The organism is Streptomyces sp. NPDC058308 (assembly GCF_042880275.1).
GTDB lineage: Bacteria > Actinomycetota > Actinomycetes > Streptomycetales > Streptomycetaceae > Streptomyces.
Genome location: NZ_JBHVZA010000005.1, coordinates 110,705 through 132,846, shown reverse-complemented (window position 1 = coordinate 132,846; position 22,142 = coordinate 110,705). Strand labels below are relative to the sequence as shown.

27 protein-coding genes are annotated in these 22,142 nt (G+C 70.3%); 14 read left to right on the top strand and 13 right to left on the bottom strand.

Annotation, left to right across the window (positions count from 1 at the left end):
* The first annotated feature begins 56 nt into the window (after positions 1 to 56).
* From ACFVYL_RS09645 to ACFVYL_RS09625, 5 genes are all read left to right on the top strand, one after another.
* Positions 57 to 1,022, top strand: coding sequence for an ROK family protein (locus ACFVYL_RS09645; protein WP_389714156.1), 966 nt, complete (start codon positions 57 to 59; stop codon positions 1,020 to 1,022).
* Positions 1,022 to 2,161 carry an N-acetylglucosamine-6-phosphate deacetylase gene (gene nagA, locus ACFVYL_RS09640; protein WP_389714154.1) on the top strand — a complete coding sequence of 380 codons (1,140 nt, stop codon included), beginning with the start codon at positions 1,022 to 1,024 and terminating at the stop codon, positions 2,159 to 2,161. Before ACFVYL_RS09645 ends, nagA begins: the two co-directional genes overlap by 1 nt.
* A 162-nt stretch (positions 2,162 to 2,323) precedes the next feature.
* The gene (locus ACFVYL_RS09635; protein ID WP_389714152.1) at positions 2,324 to 3,262 is read left to right on the top strand and encodes a 1-phosphofructokinase family hexose kinase; all 939 of its coding nucleotides are present in this window, start codon (positions 2,324 to 2,326) and stop codon (positions 3,260 to 3,262) included.
* 77 nt (positions 3,263 to 3,339) lie between these two features.
* A complete protein-coding gene (locus ACFVYL_RS09630) occupies positions 3,340 to 4,185 on the top strand; it encodes a ketose-bisphosphate aldolase (protein WP_389714151.1) in 846 nt (281 codons plus the stop codon).
* Between the two features lie 76 nt (positions 4,186 to 4,261).
* Positions 4,262 to 4,594, top strand: a complete 333-nt coding sequence (locus ACFVYL_RS09625; RefSeq protein ID WP_389714149.1) for a peptidase inhibitor family I36 protein — start codon at positions 4,262 to 4,264, stop codon at positions 4,592 to 4,594.
* 116 nt (positions 4,595 to 4,710) lie between these two features.
* Here ACFVYL_RS09625 and ACFVYL_RS09620 read toward each other — a convergent pair whose 3' ends face one another.
* A complete protein-coding gene (locus ACFVYL_RS09620) occupies positions 4,711 to 5,700 on the bottom strand; it encodes a carbohydrate-binding protein (RefSeq protein WP_389714148.1) in 990 nt (329 codons plus the stop codon).
* Between the two features lie 87 nt (positions 5,701 to 5,787).
* The gene (cdgB, locus tag ACFVYL_RS09615) at positions 5,788 to 7,422 is read right to left on the bottom strand and encodes a diguanylate cyclase CdgB (protein ID WP_389714147.1); all 1,635 of its coding nucleotides are present in this window, start codon (positions 7,420 to 7,422) and stop codon (positions 5,788 to 5,790) included.
* 478 nt (positions 7,423 to 7,900) lie between these two features.
* Between cdgB and ACFVYL_RS09610 the strand changes: the two genes are divergently transcribed.
* Positions 7,901 to 8,392, top strand: coding sequence for a flavin reductase family protein (locus ACFVYL_RS09610; protein ID WP_389714360.1), 492 nt, complete (start codon positions 7,901 to 7,903; stop codon positions 8,390 to 8,392).
* Between the two features lie 171 nt (positions 8,393 to 8,563).
* Here the strand turns inward: ACFVYL_RS09610 and arfB are convergent, their stop codons facing one another.
* Positions 8,564 to 8,992, bottom strand: coding sequence for an alternative ribosome rescue aminoacyl-tRNA hydrolase ArfB (gene arfB / locus ACFVYL_RS09605; RefSeq protein WP_389714145.1), 429 nt, complete (start codon positions 8,990 to 8,992; stop codon positions 8,564 to 8,566).
* 235 nt (positions 8,993 to 9,227) lie between these two features.
* Between arfB and ACFVYL_RS09600 the strand changes: the two genes are divergently transcribed.
* Entirely contained in the window at positions 9,228 to 9,803 is a 576-nt protein-coding gene (locus ACFVYL_RS09600) for a TerD family protein (protein ID WP_125513572.1), read from the top strand.
* 123 nt (positions 9,804 to 9,926) lie between these two features.
* Positions 9,927 to 10,304: a VOC family protein gene (locus ACFVYL_RS09595; protein ID WP_389714144.1), complete on the top strand. Its 378-nt coding sequence runs from the start codon at positions 9,927 to 9,929 to the stop codon at positions 10,302 to 10,304.
* A gap of 49 nt (positions 10,305 to 10,353) precedes the next feature.
* Here the strand turns inward: ACFVYL_RS09595 and ACFVYL_RS09590 are convergent, their stop codons facing one another.
* The 8 genes from ACFVYL_RS09590 to ACFVYL_RS09555 form a co-directional block, all read right to left on the bottom strand.
* Complete coding sequence (locus ACFVYL_RS09590; protein ID WP_389714142.1) at positions 10,354 to 10,881, bottom strand: DUF6879 family protein; 528 nt, start codon at positions 10,879 to 10,881, stop codon at positions 10,354 to 10,356.
* A gap of 43 nt (positions 10,882 to 10,924) precedes the next feature.
* A complete protein-coding gene (locus ACFVYL_RS09585) occupies positions 10,925 to 11,398 on the bottom strand; it encodes a hypothetical protein (RefSeq protein ID WP_389714141.1) in 474 nt (157 codons plus the stop codon).
* A 32-nt stretch (positions 11,399 to 11,430) separates the two neighbouring features.
* Complete coding sequence (locus tag ACFVYL_RS09580) at positions 11,431 to 11,661, bottom strand: DUF397 domain-containing protein (RefSeq protein ID WP_389714140.1); 231 nt, start codon at positions 11,659 to 11,661, stop codon at positions 11,431 to 11,433.
* A 103-nt stretch (positions 11,662 to 11,764) separates the two neighbouring features.
* Positions 11,765 to 12,595, bottom strand: a complete 831-nt coding sequence (locus ACFVYL_RS09575; RefSeq protein WP_389714138.1) for a helix-turn-helix domain-containing protein — start codon at positions 12,593 to 12,595, stop codon at positions 11,765 to 11,767.
* Positions 12,592 to 13,122 (bottom strand): DUF6879 family protein, encoded by a 531-nt coding sequence (locus tag ACFVYL_RS09570; protein ID WP_389714136.1) that lies wholly within the window; start codon positions 13,120 to 13,122, stop codon positions 12,592 to 12,594. The genes ACFVYL_RS09575 and ACFVYL_RS09570 overlap by 4 nt, the downstream gene beginning before the upstream one ends.
* Positions 13,106 to 13,252 (bottom strand): hypothetical protein, encoded by a 147-nt coding sequence (locus ACFVYL_RS09565; protein ID WP_389714134.1) that lies wholly within the window; start codon positions 13,250 to 13,252, stop codon positions 13,106 to 13,108. The genes ACFVYL_RS09570 and ACFVYL_RS09565 overlap by 17 nt, the downstream gene beginning before the upstream one ends.
* A gap of 117 nt (positions 13,253 to 13,369) precedes the next feature.
* A complete protein-coding gene (locus tag ACFVYL_RS09560) occupies positions 13,370 to 13,576 on the bottom strand; it encodes a DUF397 domain-containing protein (protein WP_389714133.1) in 207 nt (68 codons plus the stop codon).
* An 11-nt stretch (positions 13,577 to 13,587) separates the two neighbouring features.
* Positions 13,588 to 14,439 carry a helix-turn-helix domain-containing protein gene (locus ACFVYL_RS09555; protein WP_389714131.1) on the bottom strand — a complete coding sequence of 284 codons (852 nt, stop codon included), beginning with the start codon at positions 14,437 to 14,439 and terminating at the stop codon, positions 13,588 to 13,590.
* Positions 14,440 to 14,669: 230 nt separating this feature from the next.
* Here ACFVYL_RS09555 and ACFVYL_RS09550 point away from each other — a divergent pair, with 230 nt between their 5' ends.
* The 3 genes from ACFVYL_RS09550 to ACFVYL_RS09540 all read left to right on the top strand — a co-directional run bounded on the left by ACFVYL_RS09550 (position 14,670) and on the right by ACFVYL_RS09540 (position 16,581).
* On the top strand, positions 14,670 to 15,098 hold the full coding sequence (locus ACFVYL_RS09550; RefSeq protein WP_389714129.1) for an ATP-binding protein: 429 nt from the start codon (positions 14,670 to 14,672) through the stop codon (positions 15,096 to 15,098).
* A 74-nt stretch (positions 15,099 to 15,172) separates the two neighbouring features.
* On the top strand, positions 15,173 to 15,514 hold the full coding sequence (locus tag ACFVYL_RS09545; protein ID WP_389714127.1) for a PadR family transcriptional regulator: 342 nt from the start codon (positions 15,173 to 15,175) through the stop codon (positions 15,512 to 15,514).
* Between the two features lie 2 nt (positions 15,515 to 15,516).
* Entirely contained in the window at positions 15,517 to 16,581 is a 1,065-nt protein-coding gene (locus tag ACFVYL_RS09540) for a hypothetical protein (RefSeq protein ID WP_389714125.1), read from the top strand.
* 62 nt (positions 16,582 to 16,643) lie between these two features.
* On the opposite strand, the gene ACFVYL_RS09535 is transcribed toward ACFVYL_RS09540, so the two are convergent.
* Together ACFVYL_RS09535 and ACFVYL_RS09530 are read right to left on the bottom strand one after the other, a co-directional pair.
* Positions 16,644 to 18,074, bottom strand: a complete 1,431-nt coding sequence (locus tag ACFVYL_RS09535; RefSeq protein ID WP_389714123.1) for a M1 family metallopeptidase — start codon at positions 18,072 to 18,074, stop codon at positions 16,644 to 16,646.
* A gap of 350 nt (positions 18,075 to 18,424) precedes the next feature.
* The gene (locus tag ACFVYL_RS09530) at positions 18,425 to 19,003 is read right to left on the bottom strand and encodes a heme-binding protein (protein WP_389714122.1); all 579 of its coding nucleotides are present in this window, start codon (positions 19,001 to 19,003) and stop codon (positions 18,425 to 18,427) included.
* A 440-nt stretch (positions 19,004 to 19,443) separates the two neighbouring features.
* On the opposite strand from ACFVYL_RS09530, the gene ACFVYL_RS09525 reads away from it, so the two are divergent.
* The 3 genes from ACFVYL_RS09525 (at position 19,444) to ACFVYL_RS09515 (ending at position 21,917) form a co-directional block, all read left to right on the top strand.
* On the top strand, positions 19,444 to 20,604 hold the full coding sequence (locus ACFVYL_RS09525; RefSeq protein ID WP_389714359.1) for a sensor histidine kinase: 1,161 nt from the start codon (positions 19,444 to 19,446) through the stop codon (positions 20,602 to 20,604).
* Positions 20,601 to 21,269 carry a response regulator gene (locus tag ACFVYL_RS09520; RefSeq protein WP_389714120.1) on the top strand — a complete coding sequence of 223 codons (669 nt, stop codon included), beginning with the start codon at positions 20,601 to 20,603 and terminating at the stop codon, positions 21,267 to 21,269. Before ACFVYL_RS09525 ends, ACFVYL_RS09520 begins: the two co-directional genes overlap by 4 nt.
* Positions 21,270 to 21,419: 150 nt before the next feature.
* The gene (locus tag ACFVYL_RS09515) at positions 21,420 to 21,917 is read left to right on the top strand and encodes a hypothetical protein (protein WP_389714119.1); all 498 of its coding nucleotides are present in this window, start codon (positions 21,420 to 21,422) and stop codon (positions 21,915 to 21,917) included.
* Positions 21,918 to 22,142: the final 225 nt, after the last annotated feature.

The window sequence follows — 22,142 nt, the reverse complement described above, 5'->3', positions numbered from 1 at the left end:
CGCCCACCCGGAAGTGGACTAGACCTCTCACGGGGTGACGCGCGAGACTGTCCCCCGTGAGACACGTCATCGCCCTCGATGTGGGCGGCACCGGAATGAAAGCCGCCCTGGTTGGGGCGGACGGCGCCCTGCTGCACGAGGCGCGCCGGCCCACTGGCCGCGAGCGGGGCGCCGACGCCGTCGTGGAGTCCATCCTCGACTTCGCCGCGGACCTCCGCGCGCTCGGCATCGCCCGCTTCGGCGAACCCGCCGCCGCGGCCGGCGTCGCCGTTCCCGGCATCGTCGACGCCGAGCACGGCATCGCGGTGTACGCGGCCAACCTCGGCTGGCACGACGTCCCCCTGCGGGAGCTCCTCAGCACCCGCCTGGAAGGCGTCCCCGTGGCCCTGGGCCACGACGTCCGCACGGGCGGCCTCGCGGAGGGCAGGATCGGCGCGGGCAAGGGCGCCGACCGGTTCCTGTTCGTCCCCCTGGGCACGGGCATCGCGGGCGCCATCGGCATCGGCGGCGCCATCGAGCCCGGCGCCCACGGCTCGGCCGGCGAGATCGGCCACATCGTCGTACGCCCCGGTGGCCCGCCCTGCGGCTGCGGCCAGCACGGGTGCCTGGAGCGCCTGGCCTCCGCGTCCGCGGTGAGCGAGGCGTGGGCCGAGGCGAGCGGCGACCCGGAGGCCGACGCCGCGGACTGCGCGAAGGCCGTGGAGTCGGGCGATCCGCGGGCCCAGGAGGTCTGGCGGAACGCCGTCGACGCGCTGGCCGACGGCCTGCTCACCGCCCTCACTCTGCTGGACCCGCACACGCTGATCATCGGTGGCGGTCTTGCCGAGGCCGGGGAAACGTTGTTCACGCCGCTGCGGGCCGCCGTCTCGGCACGCATCGTCCAGTTCCAGACGCTGCCGGACATCGTCCCCGCGGCCCTCGGCGACACCGCCGGATGCCTGGGTGCGGGCCTGCTCGCCTGGGACCTCGTCGACCGGAGAACCGGCGACCGGAAAACCGACCCCACGGAGGTAGCCACCTGATGGCCACTAGCAAGGTTCTCGCCGGTGCCCGGGTGGTACTGCCCACCGGGACCGTCACGAACGGCCGCGTGCTCGTCGAAGGCACCCGCATCGCGGGGGCTCCCGTCGCGGACGCCGAGACCGTCGACCTCACCGGCCACTGGGTCGTCCCCGGCTTCGTCGACATCCACAACCACGGCGGCGGCGGCGCCTCCTTCACCTCGGGCACCGTCGAGGACGTCCTCAAGGGCATCCACACCCACCGCCTGCACGGCACGACCACCGTCGTCGCCTCCACGGTCACCGGCGAGATGGACTTCCTCGTCCAGCGCGCCGGGGTGCTCAGCGAACTCGCCGAGCAGGGCGACCTCGCGGGCATCCACTTCGAGGGCCCCTTCATCTCCCCGTGCCGCAAGGGCGCGCACAGCGAGGGCCTGCTGAGGGACCCTGACCCCGCCGACGTCCGCAAGCTCCTTGACGCGGCGCGCGGCCAGGCGAAGATGTTCACGCTCGCCACCGAACTCCCGGGCGGCATCGACTCCGTACGGCTGCTCGCCGAGCACGGCGTGATCGCGGCGATCGGCCACACCGACGCCACGTACGAGCAGACGGTCGAGGCCGTCGACGCGGGCGCCACCGTCGCGACGCACCTGTTCAACGCCATGCCGGGCCTCGGCCACCGCGTCCCGGGACCGATCGCCGCCCTCCTGGAGGACGAGCGGATCACCGTCGAGCTGATCAACGACGGCACCCACCTCCACCCCGCCTCCTTCGGGCTGGCCTTCCACCACGCGGGCGCGTCCCGCGTCGCGCTGATCACCGACGCGATGGACGCGGCGGGCTTCGGAGACGGCCGCTACATGCTCGGCCCGCTGGAGGTCGAGGTGAAGGACAGCGTGGCGCGGCTCGTCGAGGGCGGCTCGATCGCGGGCTCGACCCTGACCCAGGACCGCGCGTTCAAGCGCTCGGTGACCGTCGACGGGCTGTCCGTCGAGGACACCGTCCGCGCGATCTCCGTGAACCCGGCGCGGCTGCTCGGCCAGTACGACCGGATCGGCTCCCTGGAGCCGGGCAAGGACGCGGACCTGGTGGTCCTGGACGCGGCGTTCGACCTCAAGGGCGTGATGCGCAAGGGCGAATGGGTGGTTGAGCCCTTTTAGCCCCCCGTATCAGTCCCCCGCAGACCCGTATCAGTCCCCCGTAGACCCGTAGACCCGTAGAACACAAGGCGGTTGGCCCTCACCCCTGGGCCAACCGCCTTCCGTTTGGCATGATCAGAACCGTAAAGAGGCCGGTGGAAAGGTACTTCGGGGGCGGCACGCATGATCATCACCGTCACGCTGAACGCCGCCCTCGACCTCACCTACCGCGTCCCCGCCCTCACCCCGCACGCCTCGCACCGCGTCACCGAGGTGACCGAACGCCCCGGCGGCAAGGGCCTGAACGTCGCCCGCGTGCTCGCCGCCATCGGCCACGACGTGACGGTCACCGGCTTCGCGGGCGGCGACACCGGCCGCACCCTGCACGAGCGGCTCGCCGGCGAACCGCGCGTCACGGACGCCCTCGCCCCGGTCGCCGGCGCCACCCGCCGCACCCTCGCCGTGGTCGACGCGACGACCGGCGACACCACCCAGCTCAACGAGCCGGGCCCGACCGTCACCCCCGCCGAATGGGCCGCCTTCCTGGACTCCTACACGGAGTTGGTGCACCGGGCGGGCACGGCCGCGGTCGCGCTCTGCGGCAGCCTGCCGCCCGGCGTCCCCGTCGGGGCGTACGCCCTGCTCGTCCGGGCCGCGCGGGCCGCCCGCGTCCCGGTCCTGCTCGACACCAGCGGCGAACCGCTGCGCCGCGGCGTCGCCGCCCGCCCCGACATCGTCAAGCCCAACGCCGACGAGCTCGCCGAGCTGACCGGCTCCCACGAGCCGGACCGGGCCACCCGCGACGCCCGCCGCAGGGGTGCGCACGCCGTGGTCGCCTCGCTCGGCGCCGACGGACTGCTCGCCGTGACGCCGGACGGCACCTGGCGGGCGCGGCCCCCGGAGCGGGTGCGCGGCAACCCGACCGGCGCCGGCGACTCGGCGGTCGCGGGGCTGCTCTCCGGGCTCGCCGAACACCTGCCGTGGCCCGACCGCCTGGCCCGCGCCGTGGCGCTGTCGGCGGCGACGGTGGCGGCGCCGGTGGCGGGCGAGTTCGATCCCGTCACGTACGACGAACTGCTGCCGCGGGTCGTGGTGGCCGCCACCGCCTCCGCAACGACGTAGAGCCGTACGCAGGCACCTGCGCAGAGCCGTATCCGCACCGCACAACGGGGCGCAGCGCCCCGGGAATTGGGGAGCACGTGCCACTGGTCAGCACCGGAGAACTCGTCACGGAGGCCCGCGGCGCGGGTCACGGCGTCGCCGCGTTCAACGTCATCACCCTGGAGCACGCGGAGGCGGTCGCGCTGGGCGCGGAGCGGGCCGGGGCCCCCGCGATCCTGCAGATATCGCAGAACGCGGTGAAGTTCCACGGCGGCCGCCCGACCGCGATAGCGGCGGCGACGGCGGCGGTGGCCCGCGCGTCCCGCGCCCGCCTCTCGCTCCACCTGGACCACGTGACGGACCCCGAACTGCTGCGCGCCGCGCACCCCGAGGGCTTCAGCTCGGTCATGTTCGACGCGTCGAAGCTGCCGTACGGCGAGAACGTGAAGGCGACGGCGGACGCGGTGCGCTGGGGCCGCGAGCGCGGCATCTGGATCGAGGCGGAGCTCGGCGAGGTGGGCGGCAAGGAGGGCGAGGTTCCGCTGGACGCGCACGCGCCGGGGGTGCGGACCGATCCGGCGGAGGCGGCCGCGTACGTCGCGGAGACGGGCGTGGACGCCCTCGCGGTGGCGGTGGGCTCCTCGCACGCGATGACGGAGCGCACGGCGGCCCTGGACCACGAGTTGATCGCTTCCCTCGCGGCCGCCGTGCCCGTACCGCTCGTGCTGCACGGCTCAAGTGGCGTGCCGGACGCGGAGATCCGGCGGGCCATCGGCTCCGGCATGGTGAAGATCAATGTGGGCACGGCCCTCAACACGGCGTTCACCGGCGAGGTCCGCGCCTACCTGAACGCCCACGAGAGTGTCGATCCGCGTAAGTACCTGGCTCTCGCCCGAGAGGCCATGTCGAAGACAACAACACGCTTCCAACGACTCCTCGTTTGAACGCGTTTGCCCTGCAGTGTGAAATACAGCAAGATCATCCAGTACTGGCTTTTCGTACTGAAAGTGGCTTCAACACATGAAAAAGCGTTCGCTTCTACTGGTCGGCGCAGCACTGGCAGTCTTTCTGCCGCTCACTGTGTCCCCTGCTTCAGCCGCCTCCTGCCCCAAGGGTAAGGTCTGCCTTTGGCTGAAAAGGAACTTCGAGGGGACTCACACCTTCCGAAAGCTCACGCCCGGATGCGTCGGCACAGGGATCGATGCTGGGGCGCGCACGGTGTCCAACCAATCCGGCAAGCGCATATCCGTCTACAGCGAGCCGGGATGCTACGGCCAAAAGGTCGATATCAAGACGGGCCACTACTCCTCTGCGACCCCGTTCGTCATCACCAGCGTCGCAGTCTGGGGCTGACGCCTGGGCCCGCCGGGCCCGACAGAAGACGGTCCACCGTCCACCGCACAGCTTTCTGACGGGTGGACGCAGACGCGAGGCTCCCGCCCCGGAGCCTCGCGTCACGGTCTGCGTTGTCAACGCTTCACATGACCGGCCTTCAACCACAACCGGTCCAGGTTTGCGTCACACTGGTCGCCCTGTTGGCAGGAAACCGTCACCGTGTTGGTGCCCTTTGTCAATTGGACGTAGACATAGGTCTCCGTCCAGCCCTTGTCCCACGCGCCCTGTTCGGCGTGGGCAAAGTTGTCCATGTTGAGTTTGCGCTGGGAATCGCTGCCGTTCACCGACAGCGTGGTCTTGGCAGGCTTACCAGGCACTCCGTAGCCCACGAAGAGTGTGTAGGCCCCGTCTTTCGGAATGTCGTCGACTGTCCACGTCACTGACGCCCCGACATTATTGAGTCCTGCCACGTAGACCCCGCCGCCTGCCTTGGCGCCCTTCACGTCGGACGCCGTCGTCGTGCCGCCCTCCAGTTTGAGGGCCTTGGCGTCGGTCTTGGGCAGGTCGGCCGGCTTCGCGGGCTTCTTCGACGGCTTCTCGCTGGGCTCCACGGACTGGGCGTGGGACGGCTTGGCGCCGGCGTTCGCGCCGTCGCTCTTGTCGTCGTCGTTGCCGGTGATCAGCGCGGCGCCGATGCCCAGCGCGACGACCGCCACCACGGCGATGGCGGCGATCAGCAGCCCCTTGGTGTTGGGTCCGCGGCCGCGGCCGCCGCCGCCCGCGGGGGCGTGCTGCGGCGACGCGACGGGCGCGCCGCCGGGCTGTGCCTCGGGGGCGGTGTAGTGGGCATTGGGCCGGCCGTAGCCCTGCTGGGGCTGCTGCGGCGGAACCTGCTGCCCGTACGCCTGCTGGCCGCCGTAGGTCTGCTGCCCGTACGCCGGGCGCCGGTCGCCGACCGCCCGCACGTGGTTGTACGAGGAGCGGGGACCCGGGTACCCGTAGCCGCCCCCACCGCTGGGCGGGGTCGCTCCGGCCGCCTGTCCGTCCTCGTACAGGTAGCCGAACGGATCGTCGTCGCCCTGCGGCGCGCTCGGCGTGTTCTCGCCGTTATTGCCGGGCGTCATTCCCAGGTCACTCCCTCACATCGCTGACGCGGGGAGCCTACCCGCTCCACACGGGCCCAACGGGTGGCGTCGGCCTCATCCGGACCGCTACCCGGCCCGCCTGTGCTGTTTGGCACGGGACCGTTTCTCCACGTACATCCGCTGGTCGGCGGAGTGCAGCACTTCGTCCGCCGACATCCCGCACTGTGCCCAGCCGATGCCGAAACTGGCTCCCACGCGGACCGCCCTGCCGTCGACGCGGATCGGCGGGATGATCCCGTTCCGCAGCCGGACGGCGAGGTCCTGGGCGTCGGCGCGGCCGAGCCCGTCGGCGAGGACGACGAACTCGTCGCCGCCGAGCCGCGCCACGGTGTCCCCGTCCCGCACCGCGTGGGTGAGGCGCCGGGCGACCTCGATGAGGACGGCGTCGCCGGTGTGGTGGCCGAACCTGTCGTTGATCGACTTGAAGCCGTCCAGGTCGCAGAAGAGGACGGCGAGGCCCTTGGTGCCGTCGTCGACGTCGCCCTCCCCGCCCTCGGGGGCGACGGTGTGCACGTGGTGGTCGAACCCGTCGTCCTGCTGGTGCGCGGCGGGGCCGAAGTCGAAGTGCTCGTACGCGGCGTCGAGGGAGTCCACGGCGCTGGGCCGGCCCGCGTGGGGCCTGCGACAGAGACGGGCGCTGAGCCGGGCGCGCAGCTCGGCGGAGTTGGGCAGTCCGGTGAGGGAGTCGTGGCTGGCCCGGTGGGCGAGCTGGAGCTCGCGGCGCTTGCGCTCCTCGATGTCCTCGACGTGCGTGAGCAGGAAGCGGGGCCCGTCGGCGGCGTCGGCGACGACGGAGTTGCGCAGCGACACCCATACGTACGTGCCGTCGCGGCGCGCGAGCCGCAGCTCGGCGCGGCCGCCCTCGGCGGAGGTGCGCAGGAGCGTCCCGATGTCCTCGGGGTGCACGAGGTCGGAGAACGAGTAGCGCCGCATGGCCGAGGCGGGCCGCCCGAGCAGGCGGCAGAGCGCGTCGTTGGTCCGCAGGATCCGCCCGTGCTGGTCGCCGCCCATCTCGGCGATGGCCATGCCGGAGGGCGCGTACTCGAAGGCCTGCCGGAAGCTCTCCTCGCTGGCCCGCAGTGCCTGCTGCTCGCGCTCGAGGCGGACCAGGGCGCGCTGCATGTTGGCCCGCAGGCGGGCGTTGCTGATCGCGATGGCGGCCTGGAAGGCGTACATCTGCAAGGCCTCGCGGCCCCAGGCGCCTGGCCTGCGGCCGTTGCGGGGCCGGTCCACGGAGATCACGCCGAGCAGTTCGCCGCCGGCCGCCCCGGTCGCGTACATGGGGGCGAAGAGGCGGTCGGAGGGGTGCCACTCGTCCTCGAAGCGGGGCTCGGGCCCTTCGGTGTACCACTGCGGGACGTCGTCGTCGTCGAGGACCCAGCCCTCGGTGTACGAGATGAAGCGCAGGGCGCCCCAGGCCTCGCCCATGGCGAGGCGGCGCTCCCAGGCGTCCCGCGAGCCGACGCGGCCGGTGATGAGGGCCTCGGCGGAGGAGTTGCCCGCGAAGGCGGCGACGACGAGATCGCCGTCCGGGCGCACGAGATTGACACACGCCAGCTCATAGCCAAGGCCGTTGACGACGCCGTCGGCGACGGTCTGCAGCGTGTCCGCCAGGCTCCGGGCCGTATTCAGCTCCGCTACCACCTGGTGCAGCTGCCGCAGGGTCGCAAGACGGACGTACGGCTCCGACTCGGTCTCCATGCTCGTTCTCCCCGAGACCTCGACAGCAACTCCAGGATGCGCAGCGCCCGCAGTGTTTCCGTGCCCGTGCCCGTACTTCGTGTGGCAGTGACTCTTCTGTGCCCTTGTGCCTTTGGTGCCCTCAGTGTCTTATTGCCACCGTCACTGAATCACAGCGAGCTGCCCACTCGGTACACAGGGTCAACAAAATATGGCCCCTGTGACTCAAGTCACAGATGGGGAACCGCCGTTGGTCCAGTCCCTTGGACTAGTCCACCGCGCCGACGGCACTGCGTGCCAGGCCTGGCGGCCGGGGCCTGCGGACCTTCGGACCTAGGACCGGTCTGGGCCCACAGCCCGATGTTTCGGGCGACGCGCACGGGCTAGCTTCGACCACGTGGCTCACGTACTCAAGACTCTCCCGGCCCCGCCTTCCCCTCGCCACCCGTCATCGGATGGGCATGCTGATGGGGTGAGCAACGACGAGTTCCGCGCGGCGATGTCCCGGCTGGCCGCGGGCGTGGTCCTGGTGACGGCGCGCGAGCCCGGCCTGGACCCGGACGACCCGGGCGCGCCCCTGGGCGAGGACGTGGGCATGACGGCCACGGCCTTCCTCTCCGTCTCCCTCGACCCGCCCCTGGTCATGGTGAGCCTGCGCGAGGGGTCCCGCATGGACGACCTGCTCGCCGAGCAGCCGCTGTGGGCGGTGTCGGTCCTCGCCGAGAGCCAGCGCCACATCGCGGGCCGCTTCGCGATGAAGGGCCGCATCAGCGACCGCCTGCTCTTCGAGGACATCCCGTACACGCGCGGGCCCGCGTCGGACGCTCCGCTGGTCGGCGGCGCCCTCTCGACACTGGAGTGCCGCACGGAACAGACGGTGACGGCGGGCGACCACACGCTGGTGATCGGCCGCGTGCTGACTGCGTCGTTGCCGAGCGGTGAGGGTGGTCCCCTGATGTACTTCAGGGGGCGCTACCGCCAGCTGGGCTGAGGGAGCGGCCCGTCAGGGGCGCGGGGCTGCGCGAGCAGCCCTTAAGGGGCGCGGGGAACTGCGCGATCAGCCAAGGCCCAGGCCGCAGACGCATCTGCCGGGATCCCGGCAGTCGCGACTGCGGCCTATTTCGTGGTTGCTCGCGCAGTTCCCCGCGCCCCTGACGGGGGCTTAGCCCCAGCCCTGCCCCGAGCGCCCCCGCTTCGTCTCACTCCGCTGCTTCTTCGTCCGCAGACGCCGCTCATTGATCCCGCGAGGGATCTTCGTGGCGCGCCGCGGCTTCGGCGGCGGCGCGGTCGCCTCGGCGAGCAGGGAGGCGAGCCGGGCCGCGGCCATCTCCCGGTTCCGCCACTGCGAGCGATGCTCGCTCGCCCGTACGCTGACGACGCCGTCGACGAGCCGGGAGGCCAGCCGCTCCAGGGCGCGCTGTTTCCACACATCGGGGAGCGCGTCGGTGTTCGCGAGGTCGAACCGCAGCTCGACCTGGGAGTCACTGGTGTTGACGTGCTGCCCGCCCGGCCCGGACGACCGCGAGAAACGCCACATGAGCTCGGCCTCCGGCAGGGAGACCGAACCGCGGATTACATAGGGACCGGACATGCCTCCATGGTCCCGCGCCTGTCGGGCTCACGTCACGCTCTTTTTCCCGGGTCGCGGAAACCTCACGGAAACCCGGACACAGAAGGCCCGGGTAAAGAAAGTAAAGCCAAGTGGAACCTTGGGGACCCCGGTCGGCGTTGGTAGGAGTGAAGGTAGCTTCGTCCCCAGTACGAAGCCCGTACGCACTGCCCGCACAGGCGGCGGTGCGTCGTAACGAGGGAAGGGACTCCCAACAATGGCAGTAAGCCTGTCCAAGGGTGGCAACGTCTCGCTCACCAAGGAGGCTCCGGGCCTGACCGCCGTCACCGTGGGGCTCGGCTGGGACGTCCGCACCACCACTGGCACCGACTTCGACCTGGACGCCTCCGCGATCGCGGTGAACACGCAGGGCAAGGTCTTCTCCGACCAGCACTTCGTCTTCTTCAACAACAAGGCGACGCCGGACCAGACCATCGTCCACACCGGTGACAACGTCACGGGTCAGGGCGAGGGCGACGACGAGCAGATCAACGTGAACCTCGAAGGCCTGCCGGCCGACATCGAGAAGATCGTCTTCCCGGTCTCGATCTACGACGCCGAGAACCGCTCGCAGAACTTCGGCCAGGTCCGCAACGCGTTCATCCGCATCATCAACCAGGCGGGTGGCACGGAGATCGCGCGTTACGACCTCTCCGAGGACGCCGCGACCGAGACCGCCATGGTCTTCGGCGAGCTGTACCGCAACGGCGCGGAGTGGAAGTTCCGCGCCGTCGGCCAGGGCTACGCGTCCGGCCTGGTCGGCATCGCGCAGGACTTCGGCGTGAACGTCTGACGTGACGTGACCGGCTGACACATCGGAGGGCCCCGGCGGCAGTTGCCGCCGGGGCCCTCTGTCATCCGTACGCCTCCGTACGCCCCGGACGCCTTTCCCCCTACGTCCCCCTACGCTCACCGCATGATCGCCAACCTGCAGTGCGTGGTCCTGGACTGCCCCGCTCCCCTGCCCCTCGCGGAGTTCTACCGCGCCCTCCTGGGCGGCACGGTGAACCACCCGGACCCCCGCTGGGCCATCAGTGCCGCCTGGTCGACCCTGCACACGCCCACGGGCCTGATCCTGGCCTTCCAACGCGTGACCCCGTACACCCCACCCCGCTGGCCCGACCCGGCCGCGCCCCAGCAGTTCCATCTCGACTTCCAGGTCGCCGACTTGGAGTCCGCCCACGAGCAGGTGCTGGCACTGGGCGCGACGGTTCTGGACGAGAAGTCCGGGGGCGGCGGGTGGCGGGTGTACGGGGATCCGGCGGGGCATCCGTTCTGCTTGGTGCGGCACTGAGGCCTCGGTGCGGTGCCGCACTGACGTCCCGCCGACCGGTGCCGTGCGCTCAGAAGATCCCGTACTCCTCGTGGGGAACGGCCCGGCCCCACACAGCTTCGAAAGCCGTTGAGCACAGCCGGGCCAGGGCGGGATCCGTCGTACGCTCTTCATCCCCGTCCGGGGACAGCTCCCCGTCCCCGGTGAAATGCAGGAACACGACCAGGCTGTCGTCGAACAGCCAGAAATCGTTCCCCGGAAGCGCGAGATCCGAGGCCCGGCGCCGGGGCAGCCAGCGGACCTGCTCCCCCGCCTGGATGTTCCCGGCCGTCAGGTGGTGCTCAAAGCGGATGTAGTCGGTGACGGGTTCCGACACGATCCGCGCCCGGCGCACCTCGACGCCCCGGCCGGTGATCTCCCGCATGAGCGAGAGCCACGCGCCCGCCTCTCGGTCCAGGCAACGAGCCGTGTCCCACGCGCCCTCTCGCCAGGCGATGTAGTCCGGGGCGGACTGCATGTATCCGTCCCGCATCTCCAGGTGCACGGCGGACCGTCGCGCCAGCCGGAACAACTCCTCAAACGCGGGCGTCTCCGCCACCGTTCACCTCCGGAAACTCGCAGGGATACAAGGTTCCCCTTCCTCAGGGCTGCGGCACGGGGCATGGCAGGCCGGGCGCCGACTGGTTGGGAGAACAGGTGACCACAGCCAGGGAGAGGTACGAGGGGCGTTCGAGGTAGAAGCCCAGGGAGACGTCGCCGCCCCAACCCAGCCGATCGGTCGCGGCGTTGACGAGACACTCCAAACGTGTGCCGTCCCGTTGCTCCTCGGTGTCGAAATGAGGCGCGTACTCGGTCAGCCGCGCCCGCAGCCAAACTGCCGCCTCCTTCGGCCCGTGCCACGTGCCGCACACCACGGAGCCGGGCTTCATCAGCCACAACGCCGTTTCCAGGGGCGGCAGATCAGAGCCAGGAAACTCGGCGACCACCTCTCGGTAGCGCTGGATCAGTTCCGGTCTGCTCCCTGCCGGGGGCGGCTCAGGATGCGGGGGCCGCCGCAGCGCCTCTTGGTCGAAGCGCTGCTTCGGGCCCGTCCACAGGTATCCGTGGTGGTGCAACCGTCCTCCCGCCGACGGATGGCGAGGAGAAATCAGACCGAGAGGCCGAAGCGCACCGGATCGATGCCGGCCGCGTCGAGCTCGGCGCTGGTGAAGCGCAGCGGCTCCGCTTCGGGCTTCTTGCTGTCCCCGACGGCCCACGCATCGGGGCCGATATGGGCGAGCGTCACGCAGGACTCACCGTCGGGGTGGGTGTTGCCGCCGCACGCCTTGAAGAACTCGGCTCCGTCGATGAGCAAGCTGTACAGGTCGGTTCCGGGCATGGGTGTGCCTTCCTGTGAAAACGATGATGGGGACATCCAGGCTTGGACCTGGAACTGATCCGCCTTGCATGAGTTCATCATCGGCCCACAAGGGAGGGACCCTCTAGTCCGTTTCCTGTTGCCTCAAGAAGCCGTCCCGGATACCTGACACGAAGGCCCGCATTTCCTTGCCCTTTACGCTGACACCCTCGAAGCCCTCGAACTTTCTTACATACAGCTCAACGTCTCTGATTTCGCTAGTGGTGATCTCGGCGTGAGGGATTTCGATAATGGCCAGGCTGGTATCGAAGAGAACAAACGAGGAGCTGGGCAGGTCAGCCATGGGGGCCGAGAGGGGAACGACCCCGATGCTCACGTTGGGCAGTCTCGACATCGTGATGAGCTTGTCCAGCTGCGCTGCCAGCATGGGGCAGGAAACGATTTTCCATCTGAGCACAGACTCGGTAACCACGAAACGAAAACTACGGGCACTGTCGTAAAGAATCTGCTGCCGGAGGAGACGCGCACCCATCATCTTTTGCAGGACGCCATCCGTGTAACCGTGCCTGCCCAGAATGGCGCGGGCGTACTCCGGGGTCTGGAGCAGGCCAGGAATGCACGCAGGCTGAAAGAGCCGCATCAGACTTGTCTGAGCCTCTATGGCCCTGAGCTCGTCCTGATGCTTGTGGAGACCGGTACGGCGATATATACGCCACGCCGTGGCTTCAGTGGCGGCCCTGCGTGCCGCATCGGCCAGCCTGGCCTTGACCTCCTCGGACACCCCCAAGGCCGCCAGGATGCGCTCTACGTCGATCAGACTTGGCGCAAGTGCCTCGTTCTCGATCTTGCTCAGCTTGCTCGGAGACATGACAGCGCTACGGGCGACCGCTTTGGCCTGCTTCCCGCTGGCCTCTCTCAGTTCCCGTAGCGCGCGACCGATATTGATGTTGTTCACGCCGGCTTGTGCTGTTCCCACCAGTCACGGAACGGAACGGCAAGACTCATGGCCATGTCTCGACGCTCCAGCCATTCCGACGCTTGCCCCTCGGGAACGAGTTCCGCGCCCAGGAACTTTCCGCCCTCGCCGTACTGCATCGTCACGACGGAGCGTTCATCGTACGACCAGAAATCAGGCACGCCTTTTAGCGGGTTCGCCTGCTCTGTGGTGTCGAGGATGAAGAACTCTTCCCCGGCTTCCTGGTTTCTCATATACCCCCACCCGAGTTCGAACCGAAGGTATTTACTCAAAGGCCGGGAAAGGATATGCACTCGGTACATGCGCTTACCGGCCCGGGCGGCGTTGCGTACAGTTGTGACCCACCCTGCCGACTTGTACTCCTCCGGCTGCGGCTTACCGGCCAGGAAGGCGTGGTAGGCGTCGACTCCGCCCGATCCGCTGTAGTCATCCAACGTTTCGAGCCGGAACGCTTCCCGCTCGAATTCGTTGAAGAGTTTCCCGAAGTCTTCAGGCGAGATGTTCACGGGCCACCTTCAGGAGCAGGGACATAGGGATGCGGACGGCTGTTTCGTTGCCGGGTAGTTGCATGGTGGCGAGCGCTGCCTCGTCGTCCACCTTGAAGCCTTGAACCAAGACGTTTTCCGTGCCGTCCACTGCCCACACGGTCGGGCAGGGCCCCTCGTCGCACTCGCTTGCAAGCTGCCTGATCACGGCTTCCCCCCTGCATAGGTTGGGCTCCTGCTCGATCCTCCCGACCCTGTGACATCAGGGTCAAGACGCCGCAGTTGAGAGAACAGGAAACCGCCGCGCGGCCTTGCAGGTACGTATCAGGGCGGCGAGGCCCTCGGGGGTGACGGTGAGGGTGGCGTGGGGGGTGTCGCTTTCGCGGAGGAGGAGGTGGCCTTCGGCGTGGGCGGCCTCCACGCAGTCCTCGGCGTCAATCCCCGAGAAAGACGACTTCTGCCATTGCGGAGACATACAGGTACCTCTCACAGTTGTCGCACGACGTCATGGATGAGTTGCCGGGACTCCCGCTCACTGAGCGCCGCGTCCTCGGCAAAGTCCAGCATCTCTCCGAATCGCTTGAGGCCAGCGGAATCCGTAATCGAGACACCTCCCACAGGGGTGTCCATGTGAATAGCGTCGAGCTGCGGCACAACTCCCCCCGCGTACAGCAGGGAGTGGGCCGCCTCGACGAAGTCCTCGCAGGTGAACGGGATGACTCGCACGGTCACCGTTGGCCACTCCGCGGCTTCCAGCAAGAACTCCAGCTGCCCCTTGGCCACTTTGCGGCCGCCGTACCGCATACGTAGAGCCGCTTCGTGCACCAAAGCCACGAAAGGCACGGGCGTATCGCGCATGAAGATGTTCCGCCGTTTCATCCGGAACTCCACGCGCATGTCCACCTCATCAGCCGTGAGCCTGGGGACATAACTGTTGTGGATCGCCCGCACATATTCCTCGGTCTGGAGGATGCCCGGCACGTTCATGGTCTGGACGCTACGCAAGTACGACGCGTGGTTCTCCAGTTCGGCGAGATCGAGAAACCCGGGACGCAAGACCCCCCGATACGACTCCCACCACCCTTTGACCCGTTCTTCGGCCATCGCGCTCAGCACCTCGACCAGCTTCTCGTCCGAGGCCGAGTACAGCGTTGCCAAGCGTCGTACCCGCTCAGCACTGACACCCCAACGCCCTGCCTCGATATGGCTGATCTGTGCCTGGTTGCCCCCGAGGAACGCACCCGCCTCGCGGGCCGCCATCCCCGCCGCCTCGCGGAGCTTGCGCAACTCTGCGCCGAGCCGGGCCTGGCGCGCGGTGGGGTTACTCCTTGGAGGCATTGGTTCCTCTCTTGGCTGGGCGGGCCAAGTCTGCCGCGCCCGCGTACGGCTGGTCCACTCACACGGGTGGCATTTTAGGCACATCCATGTGCCGTCACATGGATGTGCCCTACTGTCGGTCCCATCAGCCCGCGGAACGCCAGTGAACCCGCAGAGCAGTCGCCGTCCCGGGCGACCAGGCCACGGTGGCTCGCCGCGCACCAACCCTTCCCTCACAGGGAGTTGCCCTGATGGATGCCCAGCCGAACAGAACGTCGCAGACCTACCGCCTCACCACCCCCAACACCCCCCTCTCCCCCAAGATCTGCCGCGACACCGTCGCCCTCCTCCTCGCCGCCAACGGCCACCGCCCCGACCTCGCCGACACCGTCCGCACCCTCGTCTCCGAGATCGTGACCAACGCCGTCACGCACACCGGTTCCCCGACCATCGACCTGGAGACGGTGGTCCTCCGCGACGGCGTCCGGGTCGTCGTGCATGACGACCGCGCCGTCACCGAACCGCTCGCCGCGCTCGACGTCTCGCGGGACAGCGAGCGCGGGCGCGGGCTGCTCCTCGTGCAGGCACTCGCCGACGCCTGGGGCGTGGCTTCGGCGGCGCGGGCCCAAGAGGGCGGCAAGAACGTCTGGTTCGAGCTCCGGCACCCTCCGGACCACTGAACCGCCCCCACACCTCCGGATGCTCTACTATTACGGAAACACGAATAGTCAGCTATCCAGAAGAAACGGTTCCCGTGACCTCCCCGCCCACCGCCTGGACCCGTGCCGCGCTCCCCCTCTGCCTGCTCGGCATCCTCGACGGGGAGCCGAAGAGCTACGGGTATGCCCTGCTCAGCAGGCTCGGTGACGCCGGGCTCGACGGCGTCAAGGCAGCGACCCTCTACCCCGCGCTCACCCGCCTCGAAGAGGAAGGTGCCGTGGAGGTCGAGTGGGGGGCCGGCGAGGGCGGGCCCGGGCGCAAGTACTACCGGATCACCGAGGAGGGGCGGGCGAGGCTGCGGCGTGACCAGGCCGCCTGGGGGGACTTCTCCCTGACCGTCGCCTCGCTCCTCCCCGCGAAGGTCGAAGGGGGATGACGATGAGCAAGACACGTACGCCTGAACTCAGTTGGGCGCGCCAGGAGGACCAGGAGTGGGCCGACGCCGTCCACGTGCGGCTCGCGTTCGACGAGGACGTGCCGGTCGGGTTCGCCGAGGAGATGCTCGCCGAGGCCCACCAGCTCGTGGCCGAAGCGGGGCAGCCCGCCGCCGACGTGCTCGGTGACCCCGTCGCGTACGCCCGTACGCTCGCCGCCGAGCGCGTCAGCGAGCGGTACCGGGCCGGGATCGACACGCGCGGCCTGCGCCCCGGGGACCGGGTCACCGCCTCGCTCGGGTCGCTCGGGTTCCTCCTGTTCGGCGTCTTCGGCCTGTACTGGATCCAGGACGGCCTGTGGGTGCCGGCGAGCCGGTCCTCACTCGCGGGCTTCGCCGGGGTCGCGCTGGGCGCCACGCTGGGGTGCCTGGCCTTCGTCGCCCGCGCCGCCGGGCTGTTCCGGGGCATGTGGGGGTTCCTGGCGGGCGCGGCCGCGACGCTGGTCGGTGGGATCGCCCTCGCCACCATGCTCTCCGAGGAGCGCCTTTTCCGCGTGCCCGCGCCCGTACTCATGCTGGTCGGCGTCGCGTGGATGGTGGCCGCCTTCCAGCTCCCCGACGACCGCGTCAACAGCTGGTTCACCCCCGCGCGTCCGGCCGGGGGGCTCGACGACGACCGGTGGCTGGCCCGCCTGGAGAACCTGCTGCGCGGACGGCACGGCATGACGGCCGGCGAGGCGCGCGGCCATGTGCGCGAGGCCCGGCAGCACCTCACCACGGCCCCGCGGGACGGGCGCGCCGAGGACGTCTTCGGCGACGTCGAGATCTACGCCCTGCGCCTCTCCGAAGGCCCGCGCAGGCAACAGCGCGTCACGCGCCAGAAGTTCTACGGCGCTCTCTTCTCGTCCCTGCTCTTCGCGGTCCTCGCCGCGGATCAGCTGATCGATCCGCAGGAGCGGTCGGGGTGGGCCGCCTGCTACGTGGGCGCGTTCGGCTGCGCGGCCTGGGCCGCGGTCGGCGAATGGCGCCGCCTGCGCAAGCTGCGCGCCACCGGGGCGGACAGGGCGTAGCAGGGCCCGTCCCATGATTCGTCGGGCATGACCCGTCGGGCAGGACCCGTTCAAGGCGGCCGTCAGGGATGGTCCGGCTTCCCGTCCCCGTACAACCAGTCCCCCCAGATGCGGCCGACCTTCCGCCGCGCCGCGTCGCCGCCCGCGTGCCGCTCGACGTACTCGGTGAAGTCCGCGGTGTCCGCGTTCCTGTGCCGGTACGTCTTCGTCCAGCCCTGCACGATGTCGTAGAAGGCGTCGTCGCCGACCGCCCGGCGGATCTTGTGGATGACCATCGCGCCCCGGTCGTAGACGGGCGGGTCCGAGATGTGGGCGGCGTCCGTGGGTCTGGCGGGCGGGAAGTCCCAGATCGCCTCGTTGTCGTCGGCGTCCTCGTAGTAGTCGCCGTCGTAGAGCGCGTCGAAGGTCTGCTGCGCGCTGTCGCCGCCGTGATCCTCCTCGTAGAGCCACTGCGCGTACGTCGCGAAGCCCTCGTTGAGCCACATGTCCCGCCACGTCTTGGGCGTGACGGAGTCGCCGAACCACTGGTGAGCCAGCTCGTGGACGAGGAGACCGGTGTCGGGGGCGCCGGGGAGGACCGGGCGGGTCTGGGTCTCCAGGGCGTAGCCCGCGTCCCCCTCGCGGTCGACGATCGCGCCTGCCGAGGAGAAGGGGTAGGGGCCGAAGTTGTACTCCTGCCACTCCAGGATGTCCGGGATCTTCGCGAGGACCTTCGCGCTCGCCTTCACCTGGGTGGGGTCGACGGCGGTGACGACCGGCAGCCCGTCGTCCGTCGTCGACGTCTTCATCTCGAACTTCCCGATGGCCACGGTCGCCAGATAGCTCGCCATCGGTTCGGCGCTGTGCCAGGCGAACGTGGTGCGGCCGCCCTTGGTCGACTCGCGGGTCAACTCGCCGTTGGAGACGGCCTTCAGGCCCTCGGGAACGGTGATCTCCATGTCGTAGGAGGCCTTGTCGCTCGGGTGGTGGTTGCCGGGGAACCACGCCATGGACCCCGCGGGCTCACCGAGCGCGAGCGCGCCGTCCTCGGTCTCCAGCCAGCCCTCCTCGGCGTCGTCCGCGTCGGTGATGGTCTGCGGGGTGCCGGAGTAGCGGACGCTCGCGCGGAACGTCTCGCCCCGGTCGAGCTCGTCTGCCGGGCGGACCCGCAGCTCCTGTCCGGCGCGCTGGAAGCGGGCCGCCTTGCCCTCGACGGTGACGGCCGAGACGTCCAGGCCCTTGAGGTCGAGGTTGAAGGAGCTGAGGTTCTTGGTGGCGCGGGCGGTGATCTCGGCGGTCCCGGTGAGGTGCCGGGAGCCGGACTCGTAGCCGAGGGTGAGGCCGTAGTGCGTCACCTCGTACCCGCCGTTGCCCAGCTTGGGGAAGTACGGGTCGCGCACGCCGTCGGCGCCCGGGGTGCCGTCCACGCCCGCGCCGCAGGCGCTGACGCCTGCGAGCAGGGCGAGGGAGCAGGTGACGGCGGCGGCTCGCACGGCCGGAGATCGCGGGTCCACCGGGTGATCTTATGCGTCAAATGTGCGGGGCGGCCCGGTATGGACGCCCGGCGCCGGGGCCTGTACCGGCTGGTCAGAGCCCCGCGAGGCCCAACGGCCGGGCGCCCGCGGGGAGTCGGCGCACGGTTGCCGTCCCGTCGTGTCGACGACCGAGACGCCGCCCCAGTGACCGTCGCGCGTGAAGCGGCGGTGACACGTACGCGGTGCGCCCGTCCCGCGCCACGGCGACGCCCTCGTACGGGCCGGGGTCGTCGTCCCACGGGCCGGGGTCGTCGTCCCACGGGCCGAGGTCGTCGTCCCACGGGCCGAGGTCGTCGTCCCACGGGCCGGGAACAGCCTCGCCACGAGCCTCAGCGGCCGAGGCCGAGGGCCGCCACGCCCGCCTTCGCGAACTTCTCGTCCAGGTCGCCGCTCGGGGCGCCCGCGACGCCGACGCCCGCGACGGGTGCGCCCTTGGCGGTGACCGGAGCGCCGCCCGCGAGGAACAGCGTGCCGGGGATGTCCTTCAGGTTCGGGGCCTGCTCCAGGCGCTTGGTCAGCTCGGAGGTGGGCGCGTTCCAGGAGACGGCGGTGTAGGCCTTCTTCACGGCGGACTCGGGGGACTGCGGCCCCGCGCCGTCGCCGCGCAGCTCGACGACGGTGTTGCCGTTGCGGTCGACGACGGCGACGGAGACGCGCTGGTTCTCCTTCTCGGCGGCGTCGAGAGCGGCCTGGGCGGCCTTGGTCGCGGCGTCGATGTTCAGGTGTGTCGACTGCGTGAGGTTCTTGCTGCCCGCGTCGGCGGTGACGGCGGCCTTGGCGGCGGCGGCCGGGGCCTCGGCGCTGGCGGAGACGGCACCGAAGGTACCGGCGCCGAGGACGGCGGCGGTGGCGGCGATCGTGAGGACGCGGGTACGGCGGGAGAGGGTACGGCGGGAGAGCTTCTGCATCGGTGACTCCAAGAGCGGGGGCGAAGGTAGGGGCGGTGTTCCCCTCTGCCATCGATCCTCCGGCCGTTTCCGGCCGATCCTCCTCGACGTACCGGCTGGCACCCACGCGCGACTCGGCCGACACCAGGGTCAACCGATCGGTGGACCCTCCGTTGGCTCCGACGGGCCACAATGAAGGTGTTTGCCCAGCTCAGCGACCGCGTGACGGCATTACGAGATTACGAGAGGGAGGCGCCCCCGTGGAACCGTGGAACCCCCCGTGGAGCCCCTCGTGGAAACCCCCATGGAGCCCCCGTGAAACTCCCCGTGGAACCCCCGTGAATCCCCTTGAGGGAGACCGCACGCCGGGCCTCGACCCTCGGACGCCGGCCCCCGCCCCCCAGACACCGGACACCGCCCCCCGGACGCCGGACCCCGACGCGCGCTGGCTCGCGACCGTCATGCACACGGCGTTCTTCCTGCTCCTGGGCTCCTCGCTCACCCGCTTCCTCATGCGCCACCCCGGCGAACCCCGGGCCCCGTGGATCATCGCGCTCTCGGCCTCCCTCGCCCTCCTCTACGTGCTCGGCCCCACCGTCGGCGCCCGCCCCTCGGCGCCGCGCCGCCTCATCTGGCTGACGCTCGTCGTGGCCGTCTGGGTCGTGATCGTGAGCCTCGCGCCGAGCTTCGCCTGGTGCGCGGTGCCGCTCTTCTACACGGGCCTGCGGACACTGCCACCGCGCGCCGCCCTCTTCCTCGTGGCCGTCCTGACCGCCTTCGTGGTCGTCGCGCAGCTGAAGCTCGCGGGCGGCTTCGACCCGATACTGCTGTTCGCGCCGCCCGCCTGGGCCGCGGTCGCGGCCGCCGTCTTCCTGTACATGCAGCGTCAGGCGGCGCGGCAGCGCGAGCTGATCGACGACCTCATCCGCACCCGCCGCGAACTGGCCGCCACCGAGCGCCGCGAGGGCACCCTCGCCGAGCGCCAACGCCTGTCCATGGAGATCCACGACACCCTGGCGCAGGGCCTGTCCAGCCAGCAGATGCTGCTGCAGGCGGCCGACCGCGTCTGGGACACGGACCCCGCGAAGGCCCGCACCCACGTCCGCACCGCCGAGTCGATCACCGAACACGGCCTCGCCGAGGCCCGCCGCTTCGTGCACGACCTCGCCCCCGCCGACCTCGCGGACGGCGGCGGAGTCGCCCAGGCGCTGCGGGTCCTCGCGGAACGCGAATCCGATGCCGGTCTCACCGTACGTTTCCACGCGGAGGGCACCCCCGTGCCCCTCCCCGACCGGGTCAGCTCGGCGTTGCTGCGCATCGCGCAGGGCGCACTGGCCAACGTACGGGAGCACGCCGGCGCGACCACGGCGGCGCTGACCCTGACGCTCCTGGACGACCAGGTGGTCCTGGACGTCGCGGACGACGGCCGCGGCTTCACGCCCCCCGACACGGCTCCCGACACCGCTCCCGGCACCCCCTCCGATACGGCCGGTGGCGTACGGGGGCACGGGCTGCCCGCGATCCGCGCCCGGGCCGGCCAGCTCGGCGGCACACTGACGATCGAGTCGGCGCCCGGCGAAGGCGCGGTCCTCTCCGTATCGATCCCACTGGAGCCACAGTGACGAACGCCCCCGCACACTCCGTCCGCCCTGTCCGTCCTGTCCGCCCTGTCCGCCTGCTGGTCTGCGACGACCACGTCGTCGTACGCGCCGGGCTGCTCGCCCTGCTCGGCAGCGCACCGGACATCGAGGTCGTCGGCGAGGCGGGCACGGGTGAGGAGGCGCTCGCCCTGGCCGCGAAACTGACCCCGGACGTCGTCCTGATGGACCTGCAGCTCGGCGACGGCATCGACGGCGTCGAGACGACCCGGCGCATCACGGGCCTCTCCCCCACCCCGCACGTCCTCGTCCTCACCACGTACGACACGGACGCGGACATCACCCGCGCCATCGAGGCGGGCGCGACGGGCTACCTCCTCAAGGCGGAACGCCCCGAAGAGCTCTTCGCCGCGATCCACGCCGCGTCCCAGGGCCGCACCACGCTCTCGCCCCCCGTCGCCTCCCGCGTCATGGCCCACATGCGCGCCCCGCACCCCACGCTCACCGACCGCGAACGCGACATCCTCGGCCAGCTCTCCCAAGGCCTCGGCAACCGCGACATCGCCCGCGCCCTGTTCATCAGCGAGGCCACGGTGAAAACGCATCTGGGCCGCATCTACGACAAGCTCGGTGTGGATACACGGGCGGGGGCGGTGGCGGTGGCGAAGGAGCGGCGCTTGCTGCCGTGAAGCTTGTGCCCCTGGTGCCTCTCCTGCCCCTCGTGCCCCTCGTGCCCCTCGTGCCCCTCGTGCCTCCGAGTGTCGTCCCACTCTGCACATAACCGCAGCTCAGAGGCGCTGCGACCGACGGTACCGCCCGGCCGTGACACCATCGACCCCGTGCTCGACATCGGCTACGCGCTCTCCGCCCGCTTCCCGGACCCCCCTCAGCTGGACTACAGCCGGGCGGACGTCCACACCCTGCGCCACGACCTCTTCTGCGGAGACGTGTACCTGGCGGACACGAAGGCGGACCGGGAACTGTCCACAGCCTGGGGATGGGTGCCCGTCCTCGACTTCGCGTGGGCGCTGTGCGACATCGTCGAAGCGCTGGATCAGGATCCCCTCGGCAGCCGGGCCTCCCGGCCCCAGTACGCGGAGCTCGACTTCACGGAGTCGACGGACCGGATGCTGTTCGCTCGCCGCTTCGGGTGGGTGGACATCGAGGCGGACTGGATGGATCCGGACGAGCCTCCGCTCTCCTTCTCCCACGCGGAACTTCGGCGCGAGGCACGGGATTTCCTCCACGATGTCGTGGCGGATCTCGCTGACCTCCACGATTCCCTGTCGGACAACCCCGCGATCTGGTCCCTCCTGTCGCGCTATCCCCGCAGCTAGGCCTGCCGCTTCGCGGCGGAGGGGGCCGGGGGGTGGGTGTCTCTCGCCCCCCGCTTCCCCCTGCGGGTACGAACAGGCCCGCCGCTTCGCGGCGGAGTTATCCCACCCGCCCACCCGTTTGCCCCGCGACGTATGGCGGGAGTAGGGGCCGGGGGTGGGGGTTTGCCGTGACCATCCGCGGGAGTGGGGGCGGGGGCGTTTGGCCCGCGGCGTACGGCGGGAGTC